At 51.8% G+C, this 21,014-nt stretch carries 16 protein-coding genes; 14 read left to right on the top strand and 2 right to left on the bottom strand.

Annotated elements, in window-relative coordinates:
- Nucleotides 1–42 precede the first annotated feature (42 nt).
- The 10 genes from KNP00_RS12100 (at nucleotide 43) to KNP00_RS12055 (ending at nucleotide 14,172) form a co-directional block, all read left to right on the top strand.
- Nucleotides 43–3,105, top strand: coding sequence for a CgeB family protein (locus KNP00_RS12100; protein WP_215145644.1), 3,063 nt, complete (start codon nucleotides 43–45; stop codon nucleotides 3,103–3,105).
- Nucleotides 3,102–5,285: a glycosyltransferase gene (locus tag KNP00_RS12095; protein WP_215145642.1), complete on the top strand. Its 2,184-nt coding sequence runs from the start codon at nucleotides 3,102–3,104 to the stop codon at nucleotides 5,283–5,285. Before KNP00_RS12100 ends, KNP00_RS12095 begins: the two co-directional genes overlap by 4 nt.
- 127 nt (nucleotides 5,286–5,412) lie before the next feature.
- The gene (locus KNP00_RS12090; RefSeq protein WP_215145640.1) at nucleotides 5,413–6,702 is read left to right on the top strand and encodes a nucleotide sugar dehydrogenase; all 1,290 of its coding nucleotides are present in this window, start codon (nucleotides 5,413–5,415) and stop codon (nucleotides 6,700–6,702) included.
- 15 nt (nucleotides 6,703–6,717) lie between these two features.
- Nucleotides 6,718–7,515 carry an ABC transporter permease gene (locus tag KNP00_RS12085; RefSeq protein WP_240542875.1) on the top strand — a complete coding sequence of 266 codons (798 nt, stop codon included), beginning with the start codon at nucleotides 6,718–6,720 and terminating at the stop codon, nucleotides 7,513–7,515.
- Between the two features lie 10 nt (nucleotides 7,516–7,525).
- Complete coding sequence (gene tagH, locus KNP00_RS12080; protein ID WP_215145630.1) at nucleotides 7,526–8,413, top strand: teichoic acids export ABC transporter ATP-binding subunit TagH; 888 nt, start codon at nucleotides 7,526–7,528, stop codon at nucleotides 8,411–8,413.
- 49 nt (nucleotides 8,414–8,462) lie between these two features.
- Nucleotides 8,463–9,563: a non-hydrolyzing UDP-N-acetylglucosamine 2-epimerase gene (wecB, locus tag KNP00_RS12075; protein WP_215145628.1), complete on the top strand. Its 1,101-nt coding sequence runs from the start codon at nucleotides 8,463–8,465 to the stop codon at nucleotides 9,561–9,563.
- An 81-nt stretch (nucleotides 9,564–9,644) separates the two neighbouring features.
- Nucleotides 9,645–10,121: a hypothetical protein gene (locus KNP00_RS12070; RefSeq protein WP_215145620.1), complete on the top strand. Its 477-nt coding sequence runs from the start codon at nucleotides 9,645–9,647 to the stop codon at nucleotides 10,119–10,121.
- Between the two features lie 36 nt (nucleotides 10,122–10,157).
- Nucleotides 10,158–11,588, top strand: coding sequence for an MBOAT family O-acyltransferase (locus KNP00_RS12065; RefSeq protein ID WP_215145618.1), 1,431 nt, complete (start codon nucleotides 10,158–10,160; stop codon nucleotides 11,586–11,588).
- Between the two features lie 12 nt (nucleotides 11,589–11,600).
- Nucleotides 11,601–12,821 (top strand): DHHW family protein, encoded by a 1,221-nt coding sequence (locus tag KNP00_RS12060; RefSeq protein WP_215145616.1) that lies wholly within the window; start codon nucleotides 11,601–11,603, stop codon nucleotides 12,819–12,821.
- A 34-nt stretch (nucleotides 12,822–12,855) separates the two neighbouring features.
- The gene (locus KNP00_RS12055; protein ID WP_215145614.1) at nucleotides 12,856–14,172 is read left to right on the top strand and encodes a glycosyltransferase family 4 protein; all 1,317 of its coding nucleotides are present in this window, start codon (nucleotides 12,856–12,858) and stop codon (nucleotides 14,170–14,172) included.
- 112 nt (nucleotides 14,173–14,284) lie between these two features.
- Here KNP00_RS12055 and KNP00_RS12050 read toward each other — a convergent pair whose 3' ends face one another.
- Nucleotides 14,285–14,578 (bottom strand): hypothetical protein, encoded by a 294-nt coding sequence (locus KNP00_RS12050; protein WP_215145612.1) that lies wholly within the window; start codon nucleotides 14,576–14,578, stop codon nucleotides 14,285–14,287.
- Nucleotides 14,579–14,764: 186 nt separating this feature from the next.
- On the opposite strand from KNP00_RS12050, the gene KNP00_RS12045 reads away from it, so the two are divergent.
- Nucleotides 14,765–15,253: a YdcF family protein gene (locus KNP00_RS12045; RefSeq protein WP_215145610.1), complete on the top strand. Its 489-nt coding sequence runs from the start codon at nucleotides 14,765–14,767 to the stop codon at nucleotides 15,251–15,253.
- Nucleotides 15,254–15,273: 20 nt separating this feature from the next.
- On the opposite strand, the gene KNP00_RS12040 is transcribed toward KNP00_RS12045, so the two are convergent.
- Complete coding sequence (locus tag KNP00_RS12040; protein ID WP_215145608.1) at nucleotides 15,274–17,097, bottom strand: acyltransferase family protein; 1,824 nt, start codon at nucleotides 17,095–17,097, stop codon at nucleotides 15,274–15,276.
- 306 nt (nucleotides 17,098–17,403) lie between these two features.
- On the opposite strand from KNP00_RS12040, the gene KNP00_RS12035 reads away from it, so the two are divergent.
- The 3 genes from KNP00_RS12035 to lacG all read left to right on the top strand — a co-directional run bounded on the left by KNP00_RS12035 (nucleotide 17,404) and on the right by lacG (nucleotide 20,937).
- Nucleotides 17,404–17,718, top strand: coding sequence for a PTS sugar transporter subunit IIA (locus tag KNP00_RS12035; RefSeq protein WP_215145606.1), 315 nt, complete (start codon nucleotides 17,404–17,406; stop codon nucleotides 17,716–17,718).
- A gap of 58 nt (nucleotides 17,719–17,776) precedes the next feature.
- Nucleotides 17,777–19,447 carry a PTS transporter subunit EIIC gene (locus KNP00_RS12030; protein WP_215145604.1) on the top strand — a complete coding sequence of 557 codons (1,671 nt, stop codon included), beginning with the start codon at nucleotides 17,777–17,779 and terminating at the stop codon, nucleotides 19,445–19,447.
- Between the two features lie 65 nt (nucleotides 19,448–19,512).
- Entirely contained in the window at nucleotides 19,513–20,937 is a 1,425-nt protein-coding gene (gene lacG / locus KNP00_RS12025; RefSeq protein WP_215145602.1) for a 6-phospho-beta-galactosidase, read from the top strand.
- Nucleotides 20,938–21,014 lie beyond the last annotated feature (77 nt).

Here is a 21,014-nt window from a genome sequence, read left to right as displayed (position 1 = left end):
AGAATCGGATTCGAGAGAACCGATGATTTGGAGGATATGAGGATGGATTGGCAGAAAAAAGCACGTCGCGCCGCTTACCTTGGGGTACAACGGTCGAAGCGACTCGGTCGTAAAGTGTTGAAGCGACCGAACAAATCGCATCAACTACGAGAAGTCGTACCGAACTGGTATACACGTTCACCATACGTACATGTGGAAGGGACGGACCTCGTCTTCTCCGGCGACGAACCGGTCACCTTGACGTACCGACCGGACGCGAGTTCAGACATCATCTCGGTGAACGACGTGGTCGAGTCGGGGCAAAAGACGTTCACAACGACGATGCGCGTCAAATCACGTGAGGGATTGATGCCGACGTTGACGTTAGAGGTCGTCCGTAAAGGCGGACGTACCCGTTACGTCACGGTTCAGGACGGTGACCAGGTCGATGTGACGCTCGGTATGGGCGAACAGATCGTCCGGGCCCATCTTGAAGTGAACGGGGCGGGGGCGTTCAGCCTCGTCGAGCTCATGCTCGGCAAGCGCTCGCTCTGGATGGTCGAGGGGACGGCGGCGAACGTATCGCTCGACGCTTTCGACTTCCGTTATCCGCTCACGGCGACGTCACTCCGCTCCCTCAAACCACAGAGTGAGATCGCACACTTCGACGGGGACACGCTCGTCGTGCGTGCCGAAGGGAACCAATACACGCATTACGGCGTCGACGAGGTCGCGCTTCCACACATGGATACGGGACGTGGCATCGACTTTGAGACGGGTGACATGGACGACGACTTATATCGTTTCTATTTGAAAGGGGACCGTACGGGAACAGCGGACGCGTCGCTCTTCATCGCGACGTATACGGTGTCCGGGCAGGACCGTCTGATCGAAGTGCCGCTCGGACTAAGTGGTATCGTCCGCATCGCGCCGTCACACCGTTCTATCCGTTACTTCGTACGTGTGAACGGGTCCGGGCAACTTGAGAACTTAAATATCGGGATGATTCGCGAGAAGAGCGTCCGTCGCGAGGACGTCTTGTCGCTCAAGCCGGACATGTGGACGATCCCGGCACCGGACCTCATCAAGTTGAAGAGCCGGGATGACCAGCTTGTCGTCCAGTTGAAAGGTGAGGACGACCAACGCCGTTACATCTCGTATGCCGAGATGAACAACAGCTTCAAGTTGCTCCCGACGGAATTCCCGTATGAAGTGAAGGCGAACAGTCGCTACCGCGTCACGCTCGACGGCGTGGCCGATGAAGGGGCGAACGTCGTCCTTTACATCATCGCCTACTCGGCGACGGAGCGTCAGATCATGCAACAAGTTCAAATCGGGAGCGAGAAAGTGTTCTATTTCGACCGTGGCATCCGTTTCCTCCGCTTCGCCCTTCGCGTCGACGGTGTCGGTGAGGCACGTGTCGACCGCATCCGTGTCGCCGAGGAGCTCGTCAGCGACGGTACGGAAAACCCGACGTGGATGGACGTGCGCGAGGCACGCTTCTTCGCACCTACCCCGCGTGAGCTTCATGAACTGAAGGTCGCGGCCATCTTCGATGAGTTCACGATGGCGTCCTACAAGCCGGAATGTCAACTCATCACGTTCACACCGGACAACTGGAAGACGGTGCTCCTCGATGAGCAACCGGACCTTCTCGTCGTCGAGTCGGCGTGGAAAGGGAATGCCGGCGCGTGGGAGAAGAAAATCGTCAAATACGGCACGAACACGTGGGAAGAGCTCGACGCGCTCCTCGCCTGGTGCCGTTATCACAACATCCCGACCGTCTTCTGGAACAAAGAGGACCCGATCCACTACGACCGTTTTATCGAGACGGCGAAGCGGTTCGACTATGTGTATACGACCGACATGAACCGTGTCCCGGACTATAAAGAGGACTGTGGTCATGATCGCGTCGACGCGTTACCGTTCGCGGCCCAGCCGAAAGAACATAACCCGATCCGCCTACCGGGGACGCGCGAGCCGTACGCTTGTTTCGCCGGTTCGTATTACGCGAACCGCCACGAGTCACGAAAAGCCGACATGGACCGCCTGTTCGCGGCGGCGGACAAGTACGGTCTGGCGATTTACGACCGCAACTATGCGATCAACCAACGCGGAGAGAGCGACCAGCTCCAGTTCCCGGAACAGTTCCGTCACTCGATTCGCGGCAGTTTGAAATATAACCAGATTGCCAAGGCGTATAAAGGGTATAAAGTGATGTTGAACGTCAACTCGGTCAACGACTCTCCGACGATGTTCTCACGTCGCGTCTTCGAGGGGCTCGCCTGTGCGACCCCGGTCGTCAGCACACGCTCTGTCGGTGTCGACGCCATGCTCGGCGATTACGTCTTCCTCGACGACGGTGAGTCTGACCTAGACGAGACATTCCGTCGCTTGATGACGGATGATTCGTTCTATGAGGATATCGCGATGCGCGGGATGCGTCACGTATTGACATACCACACGTATACGCAGCGTCTGGCGAAAATCGTCCAAGACATCGGCATCCCATACCGCGTCGACCACGAGAAGATTGCCGTCGTCGCCTTCATCAAGTCACGCGAAGAAGCGGAGCGTGTCGTCAGTCAGTTCGAGGCACAGAACTACGAGCATAAACACCTCATGATGTTCCTCGATAAGTTCGAGGATCACATCGACGTATACAACACGTACAACACGCCGTCGATCTCGACGTATATGCGCAGCTACTTGACGCACTACACGTCGTTCACCGAGATGGTCGAGTCGTACGATTGGGTCGCCCACTTGAAGTCGGACGATTATTACGGTCCGAACTACTTGAGCGATTATCTGCTCGCGGCACGCTATGCGGAAGCGGATGTCCTCACGAAAGAGGATTACTATGCGTACGACGGCAAGCTCGTCAAACAGGACCATGACGAGTCGTATCGTTATGTGTTTGACGCGACACCGTCCCGCTCGATCGTGCAGCCGTCGGCACTCCGCTTCTATACAGTCGAGGAGGCGCTTCACATCTTTGAAGCGGACGAGAGCTTGAACGAACTCGCCCGCTCCGGGAAGCGCATCTTCAGTGTCGACCCGTATCAATATGTGAAAGCCGGTGCCGCCATGGATGAAGCGGACCGTCAGGAGGTAACGTTATGACGAAAAAGCCGCTACGGATCCTCGTATACGGGGACGTCAATTTGAACTTGATCGACGGCTCGGCCATCTGGCTCACGTCGGTCGTGCATATGTTGAACCAGGACCCGAACATCGAGGTCGACGTGCTCTTGAAGCGCTCGATCGTGAAACCGGAAGTGACGGCGTCGATCAAACAGCTCGACCGCGTCCGCTTCATCGACGTCTTCACGGAAGACTCGACAAAGAAAGACGAGCCGTACTATGAGAAGAAGGTGCTCCAGCCGGAAGAGGCGGCCCAACTCATCCACGAGCTCGTCGAGACGAAACAGTATGACATGACGTTCATCCGTGGGTTCCAGCTCGCCTATGCGCTCTCTGAATATGAGCATACGATGAAAAAGACGTGGACATACCTCACGGACTTCACGCACGACTCGTCGGCCGCGTCACAAGAAGAGTTGGCGCGTCTGAAGAAGATTGCGGACCGCTCGGCTCGCATGCTCTGTCAGACAGCGGAGATGAAGGCGTACTTCGAGACGTTTTTACAGACGCCGAAGCCGTTCCTCATCTTGAACCCGATGATCCCGAACATGCGCGAGACGACACCGACGCTCAAACGTCAGGCGAAACGTCTCGTCTATACGGGTAAATTCGCGCCGCTCTGGTACTCGGCCGAGATTCTCGACGCGCTCGAGAAGGTACGAGTCCGGATGCCGGACGTCGAATTGAAAGTGGCGGGGGACAAGTTCAACCAAGACCCGAACAACCCGGACTTCCGTAAAGAAGTGACCCATCGCCTCCAGAAGGATGCGGGGGTGCACTGGTTGAAAGGGATTCCGCGTGCGGACGTCGAGACGCTCATCGAAGAGAGCGATATCGGTATCTCGTGGCGCCACCCGGACCTTGACGACAGCCTCGAATTGTCGACGAAACTTCTCGAATATGGGGCGCTCGGCAAGCCGGTCCTCCTCAACCGCAACAAGATGCACGAGATGTTGCTCGGGTCGAGCTACCCGCTCTTCGTCAACTCGGAAGACGAGTTCATCGAGAAAGTCGAGCTCGCCTTCACCCATCCGGCCATCTATAAGGATGCGGCGGAACGCCTTTACAGCATGGCGAAGAACTATACGTTCGCCAGCACGTTCGAGCGTCTCCGCGACGCGATTTGGGAGATGCAGAAGACGACGATCCTCTTCGCCGGTCACGACTTGAAATTCATCCGCATGTTCATGGAGCGTTTCGAGGCCGACCCGAACTATCGGATCCTTGTCGACGAGTGGGACGGACACAAGATTCATGATGTGAATCACAGTAAGGCATGTCTCGCGCAGGCAGACGTCATTTTCTGTGAGTGGGGCCTCGGCAACGCCGTCTGGTACTCGCAACATAAACTGCCGCATCAGCGTCTCATCGTCCGGATCCATCGTCAGGAAAAAGAGACACCATTTCCACGGGAATATGCGCTCGACAACATCGACCGCATCATCCTCGTCTCGCCGTATATGTTAGAAGAGATGCATCGTCTCTTCAGTATCCCGCGTCATCAGATGACGGTCATCTACAACGCCGTCGATGCGGACAAGCTCGACAAGCCGAAACGAGCGGACGACTTGACGTTCCGTCTCGGTATGATCGGGATGAACCCGAAACTGAAGCGTCCGGACCTCGCGCTCGATGTCCTTGAAGAGCTATTGAAGACGGATAAACGGTACGAGCTCCATTTCAAAGGGCATCACCCTAAAGACGTCTATTGGATTGGCAAACGGGAAGAAGAGAGTGCGTACTACGAGGCGTTATTGAAACGGATCGACGAGTCGGGTCTTCGCGACCACGTCCACTTCGACGGACACGGGAGTGACGTCGACACATGGCTCCAATCGATCGGCTTCGTCTTCTCGACGAGCGATCTAGAGAGTTTCCACCTCGCTCCGGCCGAGGCGATGGCAGCAGGCTCATACCCGCTCATTCGCCACTGGACGGGAGCGGAGACGATTTACCCGGACGAGCTGCTCGTCACGGACACGACAACATTTGTCGATACGATCTTGTCTTATAAAGAAGAGACCGAGAAGCTGATGACGGACGCAAAAGCCTATCAGGCATACGCCCGTAAACATTTTGCGCTCGATCGTCTCTATCGAGAGATGGAACAAATCATTTCAGGTAAAACGCACGAACAATTTGCGACGACATTGTCATGAAAATGTAATTGCACCAAAGAATTGTTCAAGAGTATAATGAGTATTGTTTTATTATCGAATGTGAAATAAAATGATGGACAATGTGCTGTCAAAAAAGCGCATGAAAACATTTGGAGGTTACGACACAATGAAAGTATGTACAGTAGGTCTTGGATATATCGGATTACCGACATCGGCTGTCTTTGCAAACTATGGCATCGACGTCGTCGGAGTCGATATTTCACAACACGTTGTTGATAAATTGAACCGTGGAGAGATCCACATTGAAGAGCCAGGTCTCGGCGAAATGGTCGCAGATGTCGTGGCAAAAGGGAAGTTCCGTGCATCACTCTCACCAGAGAAAGCGGATGCCTTCATCATCGCGGTCCCGACACCAAACAACGACGACGAGCACAAATCGTGCGATTTGACGTACGTCTTGGATGCGACACGCAAAGTGTTGCCATTCGTTGAAAAAGGCAACGTCATCATCGTCGAGTCTACGATCGCGCCACGTACGATGGACGACTTCGTGAAGCCGCTCGTCGAAGAGGCTGGATTCACTGTCGGTGAAGACATCTACCTCGTACACTGCCCAGAGCGTGTCTTGCCTGGACAAATCCTTCATGAACTCGTGTACAACAACCGCATCGTCGGTGGAATCACGACAGAATGTGCAGAAGCGGGCGCACGCGTCTACGGTACGTTCGTTGAAGGTGAAATCGTGAAGACGGATGCGAAGACGGCAGAGATGTCGAAACTCATGGAAAACACGTTCCGTGACGTCAACATCGCCCTCGCGAACGAACTCGCGAAAGTATGTAACGACTTGGACATCAACGTCCTTGACGTCATCGAGATGGCGAACAAGCACCCACGCGTCAACTTGCACAGCCCAGGTCCTGGCGTCGGCGGACATTGTCTCGCGGTCGACCCGTACTTCATCGTCGCGAAGTCACCTGACCTTGCGAAAATCATCAACTTGTCACGTGAGACGAACGTCTCGATGCCACACTACGTCGCAGACAACGTTCAAAAGTTGATCGCTGGAATCGAAGACGCGAAAGTCGCTGTCTTTGGTGTGACATACAAAGGGAACGTCGACGACATGCGTGAGAGCCCGGCGGTTGAGATCGCTGAATTGTTGCTCGACCGTGGCGTGAACATCTCGGTTCACGATTCACACGTTGAAAAATCAACATCGAGCCGTTTCGAGCTCGTCTCAAAAGAAGAAGCACTTAAAGACGCGGACCTCGTCCTCGTATTGGTTGACCACAACGAGTTTAAAGTTCTCGACTTCGCAGAACTCAACGCATCGATGCGCCGCCCGATGATCTTCGACACACGTAACATCGTGAAGGCAGAAGGTGATGACGTAGCGGTCGTCAACTACGGCAACCTCTATAAATATACAAAGGAAACGAATCTCGTTCTTTGATTCAGGTGAATGAACATGTTTAAATCCGCGAAAGCTATTCTTTCAGAGCTAAAATCGAGCTTGTACTTGATTTTCCGTCTCGCGACATATGAGACGCGAAGCAACAACTCGATGCAGTACCTCGGATTTTTATGGGAGTTCGTGACACCGTTATTGCAGATTGGAGTTTACTGGTTCGTATTTGGATTTGGTATTCGAAGCGGCAGGCCGATTGATGGCGTGCCGTTTCTGCCATGGTTGGTCGCAGGGATCGTCGTCTGGTTCTTTATCGCCTCGGCAATCACCTCGACGGCCCGGTCCGTCTATTCAAAAATCGGCATGGTCTCCAAAATGAGCTTCCCAATCTCGACGATTCCGGCATACGTCTTGCTCGCACTCTTCTATCGCCACGTGGCGTTAGTCGGTGTATCGTTCATCTTAATGTGGGCATTCGGATTCCCGATGGGGCTGCATTCTCTTTGGTTTATCTACTTGGCGTTCAGCGCACTTGCGCTACTTTATTCGCTCGCCTTGATTACGTCCGCGCTCACGACGATCGTGCGCGATATTCAAAACCTTCTTCAATCGATGATGCGGATGTTGATGTACTTGACACCAATTTTTTGGGTACCGCCGGCGAATCTCGCGAGTATCCTACAAATCAATCCGCTCTATTATTTAGTCGAAGGGTATCGGTCGATGTTCCTCGGAAGCGACTGGTTGGCGACTAACTGGGCGTACGGTCTCTATTACTGGGCCATCGTCTTCGTTCTCTTCTTCGCCGGGTCGATGATTCATTTGCGTTTCCGTCGACACTTCATCGACTACATTTGAGGAGGACCATATGTATCAGGTTAAATTTGAAAACGTATCGAAACGATATACGCTCTACAACAAGCCATCTGACAAACTGAAGGAAATCTTCTTCAGTAAAGCAGGCGGCAAACAGTTTTACGCACTCCGGAACGTCTCGTTTGAAGTTCCGCCCGGGGAAGTGGTCGGGATCATCGGGATCAACGGGTCAGGGAAGTCGACGATGTCGAACTTGTTGGCTGACGTGATGCCACCGACCCACGGAAAGATTGAACTCCACGGGAAGACGGCGTTGATCGCGATTTCTTCCGGGTTGAACGGCAACTTGACGGGACTGGAGAACATCGAGCTCAAAGGCTTGATGCTCGGGATGACGAAACAGGAGATCATCGATTTGACTCCTGCGATCATCGAGTTCGCTGATATCGGCGACTTTATCCATCAGCCGGTCAAAACGTATTCGAGTGGGATGAAGTCCCGTCTCGGATTCGCCATCTCAATCAATGTCGACCCGGACATCCTCGTCATCGACGAAGCGCTATCTGTCGGAGACCAGACGTTCACCGACAGATGTCTCGCCAAGATGAACGAATTCAAAGATCAAGGTAAGACGATCTTCTTCATCAGTCACTCGGTCTCACAAGTCCGTCAATTCTGTACGCTCGGTCTTTGGCTCGAGTTCGGAGAAGTGCGCGAGTATGGACCGGTCGATGAAGTCGTCCGGGAGTACAACAAGTTTTTGAAATGGTTCCGCAACTTGTCAAAAGAGCAACAAGACGCGTTCAAAACCGATAAGCTCAAACGTCGTACGACGGTCGTCGACGCGACGGAGCTCGGGGAGACGTACATCTTGCCACCGCTGACAGAAGAACAACTACAAACACGTCACTCGTCGGTCGCTGTATCGAGCGAGGCGTGAGCAATCGGGAGGAGGAAGCACGGCGAAGTCAGACCGTGCGAAACGACCTATGAAAAAAGTCATGACCGTCTTTGGGACGCGACCAGAAGCCATCAAGATGGCACCACTCGTACTTGAGTTGAAAAAACGTGAAGGGGTAGAACCGATTGTCGTTGTGACAGCGCAGCACCGTCAAATGCTTGACCAAGTGCTCGAGCTGTTCGAGATCAAACCGGACTACGACCTCGACATCATGAAAGACAAGCAGACGCTTTACGATGTCACGTCACGCGTATTGAAAGGAATGGGCGAAGTCATCGCCGAAACGAAGCCAGACATCGTCTTGGTCCATGGGGACACGACGACGACGTTCGCGGCATCACTTGCAGCCTTTTACAATCAAGTCGCGGTCGGTCACGTTGAGGCTGGCCTGCGCACACATAACAAATATTCACCATTCCCAGAAGAGATGAACCGCCAGTTGACGGGTGTCATGGCTGACCTTCACTTCGCACCGACGGACACATCGCGTGACAACCTCCTTCGCGAAGGCAAGAATGAAGAGATGATCTTCGTCACAGGGAACACGGCCATCGATGCGCTCAAGACGACGGTCCGTGACGACTATGCGAGCGAGTTGCTCGACAGCATCCGTTCGCAAGGCCGTCGTCTCGTCATGTTGACGGCGCACCGTCGTGAAAACCTTGGCGAGCCGATGCGTAACATGTTCCGCGCGGTCCGTCGTTTGATCGAGAAGTATGACGACATTGAAGTCGTGTATCCGGTCCATATGAACCCGGTCGTCCGTGAACTCGCGAACGAGATCCTTCACGATGTCGATCGTGTCCACTTGATCGAACCACTCGATGTCTTCGACTTCCACAACTATGCGGCGACGTCACACTTGATCTTAACGGATTCAGGCGGCGTACAAGAAGAGGCACCGTCTCTCGGAGTGCCGGTCCTCGTCCTTCGTGACACGACAGAACGTCCGGAAGGTGTGGCGGCAGGAACGCTCAAACTCGCAGGAATCGAAGAAGAGAACATCTTCTCGCTTGCTGATGAGCTCTTGTCTGACGAAACAGCTTATAAAGCGATGTCACAAGCATCGAACCCATACGGTGATGGTGAGGCGTCACGTCGAATCGTCGATGCCATCCTTGCCAACTAAATGAAAGCGAATAGAGTTGTTTTGTGCCCGGCACAGCAACTCTTTTCTATACCATCATCCTATTTACTCGGAGGTGCTTGTATGTCAACGAAGCGAATCCGTCCCGCAATCTATCACTATTATCCACGCGGGACGCATAAGAATCATTTGACGATGCGCGAAGAAGAATTTAAGACAGAGGTCACGTTTTCACCAGAAGCGCTGACGGACTCCATCTATGTCCAATTGTTTGATTTAAAGTTTGAAATTCCACCGTCTAAAATTTTCTTGGCCGATGCCAAGATGGATGAAGGGGAGACGATGGAAGTGAAGACATCGGTTTATGTCGAGGGTGATCGCAGCGTTCGATTCGAACTATACGTCATGCAGTATTCAGAAGAGGAACGCCTGTCGAACAAGCGTTTCGCACTCACGTTGAATCCGGGGAACAATCCGATTGAAGAAGTCGTGAAGCAGATGGAAGGGGCCACGTATTTCAAGATGTCTTACAAATACATCGTCGAGACGCTCGAACCGACCACGGTACGCTTCGATGACCTCTATGTGACGTTCCGCTAAGGAAGCAAGTCTTAAGGGAGAAAGGGACCATTCGGTATGTTATTTAGTTCCACGGTATTTCTATTTTATTTCTTGCCGGCTGTATTGTTGCTGTATTTCGTATCACCGCGCTGGCTGAAGAATACGATCTTACTCATCGCGAGTTTATTCTTCTACGCATGGGGCGAACCGCGTTTCGTCCTCATCATGCTCGCGTCCATCGTCATGAACTATACGTTCGGCTTTATGGTCGATAAGTATCGGAATGACGCAAAGAAAATTAAATGGACGATGACGCTCATGCTTCTCGGGAACCTCGGGATGCTCGGCGTCTTCAAGTATGCAAGCTTCTTCGTCGAGAATGTCAATTCGGTGTTCGGCTTCTCGCTGAACGACCCGGACATCCCGCTTCCGCTTGGGATCTCATTCTTCACGTTCCAGGCGATGAGTTACGTCATCGACGTGTATCGGAACGACGGACGGCTCCAAAAGAACTTATTCGACTTGGCGCTCTACGTTTCGTTCTTCCCACAACTCATTGCCGGACCGATCGTCCGCTATCAGACGGTCGCGGATGAAATCGTGGACCGCCGTGAGACGGTCGATGACTTCGTCTCGGGAATCCAACGATTCGTCATCGGTTTAGGGAAGAAGATGATTTTGGCGAACAGTTGCGGGTACGTGGCCGACCAAGTGTTCAGTCAATCGGCCGGGGACCTGTCGACGACACTCGCCTGGATCGGGATCATCGCCTACTCGTTACAAATCTACTTCGACTTCTCCGGTTATTCGGACATGGCCATCGGTCTCGGACGGATGTTTGGGTTCCATTTCCTCGAGAACTTCAATTATCCGTACATTTCGAAGTCGGTGTCTGAGTTTTGGCGTCGCTGGCACATCTCGCTCGGTAGCTGGTTCCGCGACTACGTGTACATCCCGCTCGGCGGAAACCGTCAAGGGCCGTGGAAGACGTATCGCAACTTGACGATCGTCTGGCTGTTGACCGGGGTATGGCACGGTGCGAGCTGGACGTTCATCGCTTGGGGTCTCTATTATGGGGTCTTCATCATGTTTGAGCGGGCATTTCTCGGGAAATGGATTGCATCGTGGCCGGCATGGCTCGCGCATGCGTTCACACTTTTCGTCGTCGTCATCGGTTGGGTATTCTTCCGTGCCGATGATTTCCCATACGCGATTGCCTATCTCCAAGTCATGTTCGGTTTACACGGTGGCGAACTGTTCGACCAAACGGCATACTTCTATCTCGTGCAGTATGGAACGGTGCTGTTGTTGGCAGTGATTGCTGCGACACCGCTTCCGAAACGAGTGGTCGCTCATTTCTTGCGTCACGAGGTGAACACGGAACGCCCGATTCTTGCCGCGAGTGCGGGTCTTGCACGAGCAGCCTATATCTTGCTCATTTTCGGGATCTCGATTTCATATGTCGTGTCGAGCACGTTCAACCCGTTTATTTATTTCCGGTTCTAAGGAGGGCTGACGATGGAACATCAAACGAAAAGCGAACAGGTCCGGTCGAAAGGACGGCGCATCTCTTGGGTGGTCAACAGCATCCTCTTGCTCGGCTTCCTCGGCACCCTGTTTTATGGGCTCACCGTCTACGCCTTCGGAACGGAGCAGGAACGCTCTGACAGTGAGGGACGGATGTTGGCACAACGTCCCGAGCCGTCTGTCGAAACGGTATTAGACGGGTCGTATATGGAAGAGTTCGAGACCGCGGCGAACGATCAAGTGTTCGAGCGGAACTTGTGGATTGAGACGCAAGCATGGGTTCAACGGAACGTCTTGCAACAACAGATGAATAACGGTGTCATCAGCATCGATGAATTTTTATATGCACCGGATGCGAATGAAAGTCAATATTCTTCACTCGGCGCATTCTTCAAGGAGTTCAAGCAAGAGATGGATGACGCGGGAATCCCGTCCTATTTTGCATCGGCACCGAGTAAACCGGTCTATGCGGAGCGGCAGCATGTCTTCCCGGATTATGTCGAGTCGGCGGATGCGGAGAATCGTGACGAGTTACACGCCCGTGTGGAGGAGAACGGCATTCCACTCATCGACCTAGAGGACACGCTCGGGGACGAGCCGAAAGAGGACGTCTACTTCAAAACCGATCACCACTGGCGAGCGGAAGGGGCATTTCTCGCATACGGTCAAATTATGAACCGTTTAGGCGAACAGTTCCCGGACGCACCGGTGTTGACGGCTGAAGACATGGACGTGAAAACGGTCGATGGGACGTTTTATGGGTCACATGCCCGTGAAATCTCGATGCCGTACGTCGAATCGGCGGACACGTTCACGTATCTTGAACCGAAAGACGGGTTCACGACAACGGTCTGCCGGAACGGGGACGACTGTGGACATGGCGTCCTCGACAAAGACGTCTTAACAAACACAGACGACTTCACGAACTACTACAACTTGTTTATGGGTGACAACTATGCCCTTGCGAAAATCACGCAAGAGAGTCCCGAGAATGACGATCATCTTCTCGTGTTGAAAGATTCTTACGCGAACCCGCTGCTCGGCTATCTCGGTGAGTCATTCGGAACGGTATCGGCACTCGATGTCCGCTATTTTGATGACTACGATGTGAGCATCGCCGAATACGCGAGAGAGAACGAGGTCGATGCGGTTCTGTTCCTACACAACGACCGAATCACAGGGCTCGGTTCGATGTATCAAGAAGGTCTATGATAGAACCGACCTTTAGAAAAGGCAGGTGCTCGTAGTGAACATATTGTTACCGGTATTTTTTCATTCCGCGATGGGTGGGCTTCATCGACACGTCTTATCTTCTGTGAAGACGCTCATTCGCGAGGGACATGAGGTGGCCGTCGTCAGTAAGCCCGGTCCGTTTGCAGAGGAAGTAGAGGCGCTTGGCGGTCAGGTCATCCATACAGATTATTCAAATGAGGACGTCAACCGTGTGATTGCTGAGGTGCGGACGCAAGCGTTCGATGTCGTGTATGCGCACCCGTTCGATTCGCGTCAACTCGGCATCGCGGTTGCGGAGGCGAACGGAATCCCGTTCGTCCTCGTCATCCACGGGATGTATCATGATGAGATTGAGCAGTACCATCCGAGCGTCACACGTGTGATTGCCGTCTCGGAACGGATCGCGACCCATCTCACTGACCATTGTCCGGCACTCGAGTCAAAACTCCTCGTCATTCCGAACGGTGTCGATGCCGCGTTCGTACCGACTGCGACGCGTCCTTCGTCAGAACGTGTCACGGGCTTGTTCACCTCGCGACTGGATGCCGACAAATTGTTTATCCTAGATGTGTTTCTTGACGCGCTGGAAGACGGGCGAGTTCAACGTTTACCAATCGATTGGCTCATTGTCGGAGACGGGACGCAACGAGAAAAATATGAATCGCGATATCACGAAGCGCTCGAAGGGACGGGTCAGACAATCAAGTGGCTCGGTTGGCTAGGCCAAGGCGACCTTCCCGAGGCGATGCATCATGCTGACTTCGTCATCGCCCCGGGGCGTTCTGCGCTGGAAGGGATGGCGGTCGGCAAACCGACCATCGCTGTCGGGAGCAAAAGCTATCAAGGTCTGGTCACGCCTTCGACGTGGCAAGATATTGCGAGCACAAACTTTGGCGGGATCGGGACGAAATATGACGGGTATACATCGGGACAAATCGGGGATGCGATTCTCGAGCTGATGGATGAGGCGACGAGACAAGACCTCGCTCGGTTCTCGGCCGCGCTCGTCGATGAACATTTTCGGGACGAACAGTCGCAACGACGTCTTCTCGACGTGCTCGAACAAGTGGTGGAAGAGGGCATGTCAGAGATGGATTTGGCTGACCGCTATCCATTCATTCGTTACGATCAACTCCATTCTCGCCGTTCGAATCGGATCTGTAGTTGGAAGTTAGCAGACCGTGAACGACGGCTAGAACAGATTCGTGACGAACTGGAGACGACGAAGCAACGGCTCAATCACTTTCGAGAGACGCATGAGAAACAATCCGCTGAAATCAACAGGTTACGAATCGAAATTCAGCGACTATCGGACGAAACGGAATCATGACGTGTTCAAAGAGAACTTCTTTTTTTGAAGTTCTCTTTTTGTATATCATCGTCAAACTATCTGCAAGATAAAAAGAACGGAGTCGCTATTCATGCGACTCCGTTCTTTTAGATTAATGGGTTGTGAAGCGAGCCGGTCCAATCGACGAGACGAGACGTGTCGCGGCACGTAAACAATCGAGCTGTCTCGTATAGACACGGCTCACATCGGCAAATGCAGAGGGAAGATGATCTGAGTCGAGGGGACCTTGTCGCATATAAGGAGATTCCCCGGCACCGAGAGGCGTCGGATGGATCACGAACTTATAGTGGAACGGGTCGAGCTCGATGACTTCAATCTCTGCAAACAGTCGGGCATCGCGTGTATACAAGAAGCGGGTGGATAACCATTTATCTGAATCGTTCATAGGTCACCAGTCCTCCTTGAGGAAATCTTGCCTCTCTTATCATAAAACATTATTTGGCTATTTGATATGACTTTTTCATATATATGACAAAATAATGACTTTAATTTGGAAAAAGAACGGACTCGTGCATTTCTTGCTTTCTTAACGTATCGTTGAAGGAGATTATATTTGTATGGGGTGACTTCATTGAGAACGAATGCGACTGGAACATACCGATTCGTCTTGATCCTCGGGGCGAAGGTGAACGGGATCCGTCCGTCCCGAGCCCTCCAACATCGAATTGACGTGGCCGCCTCGTATGCGAAAGCGCATCCTCACGTCGAGTTGATCGCAACAGGTGGACAAGGACCGGATGAGGGGATGGCAGAGGCACGCGTCATCAAACGAGAACTGATGGCGCAAGGGATTGACGCTACACGCATACATGTTGAGGAGACGTCAACGTCGACAATCGAAAACTTTCAACAGAGTCGTTCCTATTGGCACGGAGAACGAGGCGTGACGATCGTGACGAACGATTTTCATGTGCCGCGCGCCCGTCTGATCGCAAAACTTTACTTTCAGCTCGAGAGTGATGCCTTATATGCACCGACCCCGCCACTTGCGAAAGGGAAGTACATGATTCGTGAAGTGTTGGCGTATGTGAAACTACTGGCGATGTATCTAAAAAACTAGGCTCTTGCACCCGCAAGAGCCTAGTTTAGTTGACAGCCGATTTCTTCGTTCATCACGAGACCGAACGCCTCGGCTCCTTCCACGTTCAAATGGACGCCATCACTTTCGAAATATGCTTCCTTTCCGATTGATTGCTTATGCCAATCGATGAGGGACACGTTCTCGTGAAGTTCACTTGCCCGTGCGAGTTTTTCATTGACCTCACTCTCCCAAGGACGGGGGACACGTGTGTTGATCAAATAGATCTCATCTGCTCGTTCGAACTGCTTGAGCAATGTCTCAAGTTGCTCCATTTTGAATGCCCCGTTCGTCCCGAGATGAAGGAACACGACGTGACCGGGGGCGTTATACGATTGATACTCGGATGCGACCGGGATCGCATCACGGACTTGACGTCCGATTTCGGCATCGATTTTCAGATTTGGGAAAGCATCTGCCAAATATTCGTTCAATCCGAGCATGACCGAGTCACCGATTGCGAGGGCGGGTGGACACGTTTGGATGTTCGGTTCTTCAGGTGGGACGGTGTTCCCTTCAGTCGATGTCTCGGCTTCTTCCGTCTCTTCGGATTCCGGTTCTTTCGAAGAGTCGGACTCATCTTTTGGTCCCGGCACTTTTACGACCGGAATCTCCTCTTGTACTTGTTTTGATTCAGAGAACGCCAGGATGGTCAAATTCCCGACAAGTACAAGTGAGAGCGCGGTCGCACAAGCTGTTGCCATAATGCGTGCACTCGGATGCGTCGGCGTCGATACGAGTTGACGGAACGCTTGTGTGAATCCATTCCGCCGAATCGGTGTCTCGATGAAGCGGTACGACAATTCGGCAATGACGAGTGTGAGTGCGACTTGTCCGACGGCGAGTGGTGGTGAAAACGTGCCGAGTCGCTCGAGCGGGGTGGACAAGATAATCACGGGATAGTGCCATAAATAAATGCCGTACGTACGCGTGCCGATCACACGAAGCCAAGCGCTTCCAAAAAGACGTGACCAAACGGTTGCTGGATGGGCCACCGCGGCAATCAGTAGGGCGGACAAGAAGGCGACGAGCAAGAACCCCCCGTAATAGAGGAACGTGTCGTAAGCGTTCACGTTGACGATGATTCCGACCACGGCAACGAGCGCGATGGCGCCCGTTCCATTCAAGATATGACGGCCGATACGGGGAATCGCTTCTTTGAACGTGTCCGGGCGCCAGCCGAACGCGAGAAGGGCTCCCATGAGCAGACCGAACAAGCGCGTATCCGTCCCGTAGTAGACGCGGCTCGGGTCGGCTTCCGGAACATATCGGAACGCCATCCACGCAGCTGAGGCGAGGAGGAGCGCGGCAACCAATTGAAGCAACCGTTTCCGGAACGCGAGTCCAGCGAGTAAAATCAGAGGCCACACTGCATAGAATTGTTCCTCGATGGAGAGCGACCATAAGTTTTGGAGCGGTGACGGCTTCCCGAAACTTTCGAAATATGAGACGTCATGGAAGATGTACCACCAGTTGTTCACATAAGCGAGAGCGGCCAACGAATCTTGTCGTACCGTATCGAGCAAGGAACGATCAAAGAGCGTGACGTACGTCATCACGAGCGACAACATCAACAGAAGGGCCGGCAACAACCGGCGGAAGCGTGCCAAATAAAATGATTTCAAGTTGATCGTGCCGGTCTTCGTCCATTCACGAATCAAAATTCCGGTAATCAGATAGCCAGACAGGACGAAAAAGACATCGACCCCGAGGAATCCTCCGGATATGTAAGGTGCGTTCAAATGATATAACATCACAGCCAAAACAGCGAACGTGCGTAAGCCGTCAAGACCGGGCATATACGTCGTACGTTTGAGTGGTTGCATGTCCCCACTTCCTTTCTGAATTAAAGCGGACATTTCCCTTTTTTTAGAATCCATTCTTCAGTATAACGAGGGAAAGCGGGGCAATGGTTTCAAAAGATTAACAGTCCGCCAAGGCAGAATAACTTATTAAGAGAGTATTTGAAGAGGAAAAGAATCCAAAAAAATAAAATAGAACATTTTAAAACAAAAAAGATAAAAAATAATAATTATTTTGGTTGAAAACGTTTACAGGAGTTCTTTGTGGTGCTACTATATGGATGTGGATATGACATATCGAAAAAAAACAAACAAAAAGGAGAGTTTAACATGACGAAAGAAGAGTCAGCATTGGTAGGTTTGGAAATTGTCGCTCACGCAGGAGACGCACGATCGAATTTAATGCGTGCGCTTGAGGCGGCGAAGGAAGGGGACTATGACCGAGCTGAAATGCTTGTGAATCAAGCAGACGAGTCCATTTCGCAAGCGCATGCGACACAGACGGGCATGATTCAGGCGGAAGCTCGTGGCGAAGGTGCTGAATTTGGTTTCATCATGGTCCATGGTCAGGATCACTTGATGACGACGATGCTTTTAAGAGACATGATGCAACATATGATCGAGCTATACCGCCGATCAAACTAATTTTAGACGAATGGGTCGAGTGACCCTTTGATCATTCACCGGTAAAGGAGGAAATGGCATGAACGGTTTAATCGCTAACATTGAAAAAATGAAACCAGCGTTTGAAAAAATCTCGAATAACCCATACTTACGGGCAATTCGTGACGGGTTTATCAGTTTGATTCCAGTCATTTTATTCTCAAGTATTTTCCTATTAATCGCATTTGTCCCAAACATTTTTGGTGTGTACTTAAGTGAGGAATGGGTCAACCGACTCATGAAAGCATACGGATACTCAATGGGGTTAGTCGGACTTCTCATGTCGGCGACGATTGCAAAGTCGTTGACAGAGACGTTCAATGGTCAACTTCCTAAGACGAGACAGATTAACCCTGTTTCGACGATGGTCGTGTCAATCATCGGCTTCGCGTTGATTGGGGTCGATCAAATCGAGGGAGGTCTATCGAACGGTTTCATGGGTACGAAAGGGCTATTGACAGCTTTTGTGGTCGCCTTTATCGTTCCGAACATCTATAAGTTCTGTGTGAAGCGTAATATTACAATCAAGATGCCAAAAGAAGTGCCAGGGAACATCGCGCAAACATTTGCTGACTTGATTCCGCTTGCCACGTCAATCATCTTCTTCTGGGTGTTTGATATGGTATTCCGAAGCTTTGCGTCAGAGGGATTTAGTGCTTGGATTATCGATATTTTCCAACCCCTCTTCTCAGCAGCGGACGGCTATCCGGGACTTGCTTTAATCTTCGGTGCGATGGCCTTCTTCTGGTTCGTCGGAATTCACGGACCATCGATTGTGGAACCAGCCGTGTCAGCGATTTATATCACGAACGTCGAACAAAACTTACAGTTGTTCCAAGCGGGGGAACAGGCGACGAACGTCCTCTCGCAGGGGTCTCAATACTTCATCGCCACATTAGGTGGTACCGGAGCCACGCTCGTCATCACGTTCATGATGGCATTCATGGCGAAATCAAAACAGCTGAAGTCGGTCGGTCGCGCTTCTTCTGTTCCGGTTCTCTTTGGAATTAACGAGCCGATCCTATTCGGTGCACCGATCGTCTTGAACCCGGTCTTCTTTATTCCGTTTATCGCGGCACCAATCGTCAACGTTTGGTTGTTAAAGGCGTTCATCGATATCGGTGGAATGAACGGGTTCATCTACAACTTACCTTGGACGACGCCTGGACCAATCGGTTTGATTCTCGGTACTGGATTCGCACCGCTCGCCTTCATCCTCGCACCGACGTTGATCATTATCGATTTGTTAATTTACTATCCGTTCTTCAAAGTGTACGACAAACAGTTGGTCGAACAAGAGCGTTTGGCCGTACTTGAAGAAGAACAAACCCCAGACACAGGTGCTGAGATCGCGACAAGCGCGACAGAGGCACGTGTCGTGAAGCCGGTAGATGCATCAAAAACGTATAACGTCCTCGTCCTTTGTGCGAACGGTGCAACGAGCGGCATGCTTGCCAATGCGATCGCCAAAGGCGCGAAAGAAGAAGGGTTACAACTTGAATCCACTGCGATGGCGTACGGTCAACATAAGGCTGTCATTTCAGAGTTCGATTTGATTATTCTCGCTCCACAAATGGCATCGATGCTTGGGGAGTTGGAAAAAGATTCAGCATCGAGTGACACGAAAGCCGTCTCGACATCGGGAGGGGAATATGTAGCACTTTGTCGTGATCCAAAAGGCGCGCTCGCCTTTGCGATGAAGCATATTTAAAGGAAGGGGCTGGCAATTCTCAGCCCCTCTAATCTTTTCAATCTAGACAAAGAGGTGGAATCGAAATGAGACAATTTCCGGAAGAGTTTATTTTTGGTGCGGCAACAGCAGCTTATCAAGCAGAAGGTGCTGTGAACGAAGGGGGACGCGGTCCGTGTTACTGGGATGAGTTTTTGCATCGCCCCGAGAGCCGTTTCAATGGAGATATAGCTAGTGATTTTTATCATCAGTATCCGACTGACTTGAAATTATCCAATGAGTACGGGTTGAACGGGATCCGTATCTCAATTGCCTGGAGCCGCGTCATTCCGGATGGGACCGGGAAGGTGAATGAGGACGGGCTCGCATTTTACGATCGGTTAATCGATGAATGTTTGGCGAACGGTGTAGAACCTGTCGTCACGCTCCATCATTTCGACACGCCCCTCCCACTATTCCATCAAGGGGACTGGTTGAATCGTGATAACATCGATCACTTCGTCCGATTTGCAGAAGTATGTTTCAAGCGCTTCGGGGACCGTGTGAAGAAGTGGGTTTCCATTAATGAACCTTGGTCTGTCGTCGCAGGACAGTACATCATCGGTCATTTCCCTCCCAACATTCGTTATGATGTCGCCAAGGCGATTCAAGCCATGCATCATATGATGGTCGCCCATGCGAAAGTCGTGGACGCCTATAAACGAATGGGGCTAGACGGAGAGGTTGGGATCATCCACATTCTCGAATCGAAGTATCCGATCACAGATTCAAAAGAAGACCGGGAAGCGGCGTATGTGGAAGATGTTTTGGCAAACCAGTTCATGTTGGACGCCTGTTTGAAAGGACGTTATACAACGGAAACGTTGACTGTTATCGAACGATTGATGTCGATTCAACAAACGACGCTTGTGATTGAAGAAGGGGACATGGAATGGTTGGAGCGCGCGAGCGCAGAGAACGATTTTCTCGGAGTCAATTACTATGCGAGTCACTTCCTTGCTGCTCATGATGGAGAAAGCGGGATTCATCATAATGGAACGGGAGAGAAGGGGACGAGCGTGTTTGGCTTAAAAGGAGTCGGAAAACGTGTGTCCAATCCGGATGTGCCCACGACGGACTGGGACTGGCCGATTTATCCTGCCGGGTTGACGGACATGCTCGTTCGAGTTCATCAGCAATATCCGAATTACAACGCGATTTACGTGACGGAGAATGGAATGGGGTACAAAGACGATCTCATCGACGGTTCTATCGATGACACTCCTCGGATTGACTACATCGCCCAACACTTGAATGCTATTCTAGATGCGATTGAACAGGGTGTGTCGGTTCGTGGTTACTTCCTTTGGTCTCTCATGGATGTCTTGTCTTGGACGAACGGATTCAACAAACGATACGGGTTGTTCTATGTGGATTTCGAGACGCAGGAACGATTACCGAAAAAAAGTGCACGTTGGATGAGAGAAGTGGCGAGCCGACGTCAAGTCATTCAATCAGAAACTGTAAAATGAACAAAAAGTCGGTTCTTTTGAACCGGCTTTTGTTTGTTTATGTTCTAAAATGATAGTCAAGGGGTGTTCAAGTTGAG

This window comes from Exiguobacterium qingdaonense, from assembly GCF_018617855.1.
GTDB lineage: Bacteria > Bacillota > Bacilli > Exiguobacteriales > Exiguobacteriaceae > Exiguobacterium > Exiguobacterium qingdaonense.
Note: the sequence above shows the minus strand (reverse complement) of the source record. Positions and strands in the feature narration are given on the sequence as shown.

What these genes read in the sequence shown, in the direction of transcription:
- KNP00_RS12060 (WP_215145616.1), top strand. Translation starts at nt 11,601, where the DNA reads ATGGAACATCAAACGAAAAGCGAACAGGTCCGGTCGAAAGGACGGCGC.
- KNP00_RS12035 (WP_215145606.1), top strand. Translation starts at nt 17,404, where the DNA reads ATGACGAAAGAAGAGTCAGCATTGGTAGGTTTGGAAATTGTCGCTCAC.
- KNP00_RS12095 (WP_215145642.1), top strand. Translation starts at nt 3,102, where the DNA reads ATGACGAAAAAGCCGCTACGGATCCTCGTATACGGGGACGTCAATTTG.
- KNP00_RS12085 (WP_240542875.1), top strand. Translation starts at nt 6,718, where the DNA reads ATGTTTAAATCCGCGAAAGCTATTCTTTCAGAGCTAAAATCGAGCTTG.
- KNP00_RS12070 (WP_215145620.1), top strand. Translation starts at nt 9,645, where the DNA reads ATGTCAACGAAGCGAATCCGTCCCGCAATCTATCACTATTATCCACGC.
- KNP00_RS12065 (WP_215145618.1), top strand. Translation starts at nt 10,158, where the DNA reads ATGTTATTTAGTTCCACGGTATTTCTATTTTATTTCTTGCCGGCTGTA.
- KNP00_RS12040 (WP_215145608.1), bottom strand. Translation starts at nt 17,097, where the DNA reads ATGCAACCACTCAAACGTACGACGTATATGCCCGGTCTTGACGGCTTA.
- KNP00_RS12030 (WP_215145604.1), top strand. Translation starts at nt 17,777, where the DNA reads ATGAACGGTTTAATCGCTAACATTGAAAAAATGAAACCAGCGTTTGAA.
- KNP00_RS12090 (WP_215145640.1), top strand. Translation starts at nt 5,413, where the DNA reads ATGAAAGTATGTACAGTAGGTCTTGGATATATCGGATTACCGACATCG.
- KNP00_RS12050 (WP_215145612.1), bottom strand. Translation starts at nt 14,578, where the DNA reads ATGAACGATTCAGATAAATGGTTATCCACCCGCTTCTTGTATACACGC.
- KNP00_RS12100 (WP_215145644.1), top strand. Translation starts at nt 43, where the DNA reads ATGGATTGGCAGAAAAAAGCACGTCGCGCCGCTTACCTTGGGGTACAA.
- lacG (WP_215145602.1), top strand. Translation starts at nt 19,513, where the DNA reads ATGAGACAATTTCCGGAAGAGTTTATTTTTGGTGCGGCAACAGCAGCT.
- tagH (WP_215145630.1), top strand. Translation starts at nt 7,526, where the DNA reads ATGTATCAGGTTAAATTTGAAAACGTATCGAAACGATATACGCTCTAC.
- wecB (WP_215145628.1), top strand. Translation starts at nt 8,463, where the DNA reads ATGAAAAAAGTCATGACCGTCTTTGGGACGCGACCAGAAGCCATCAAG.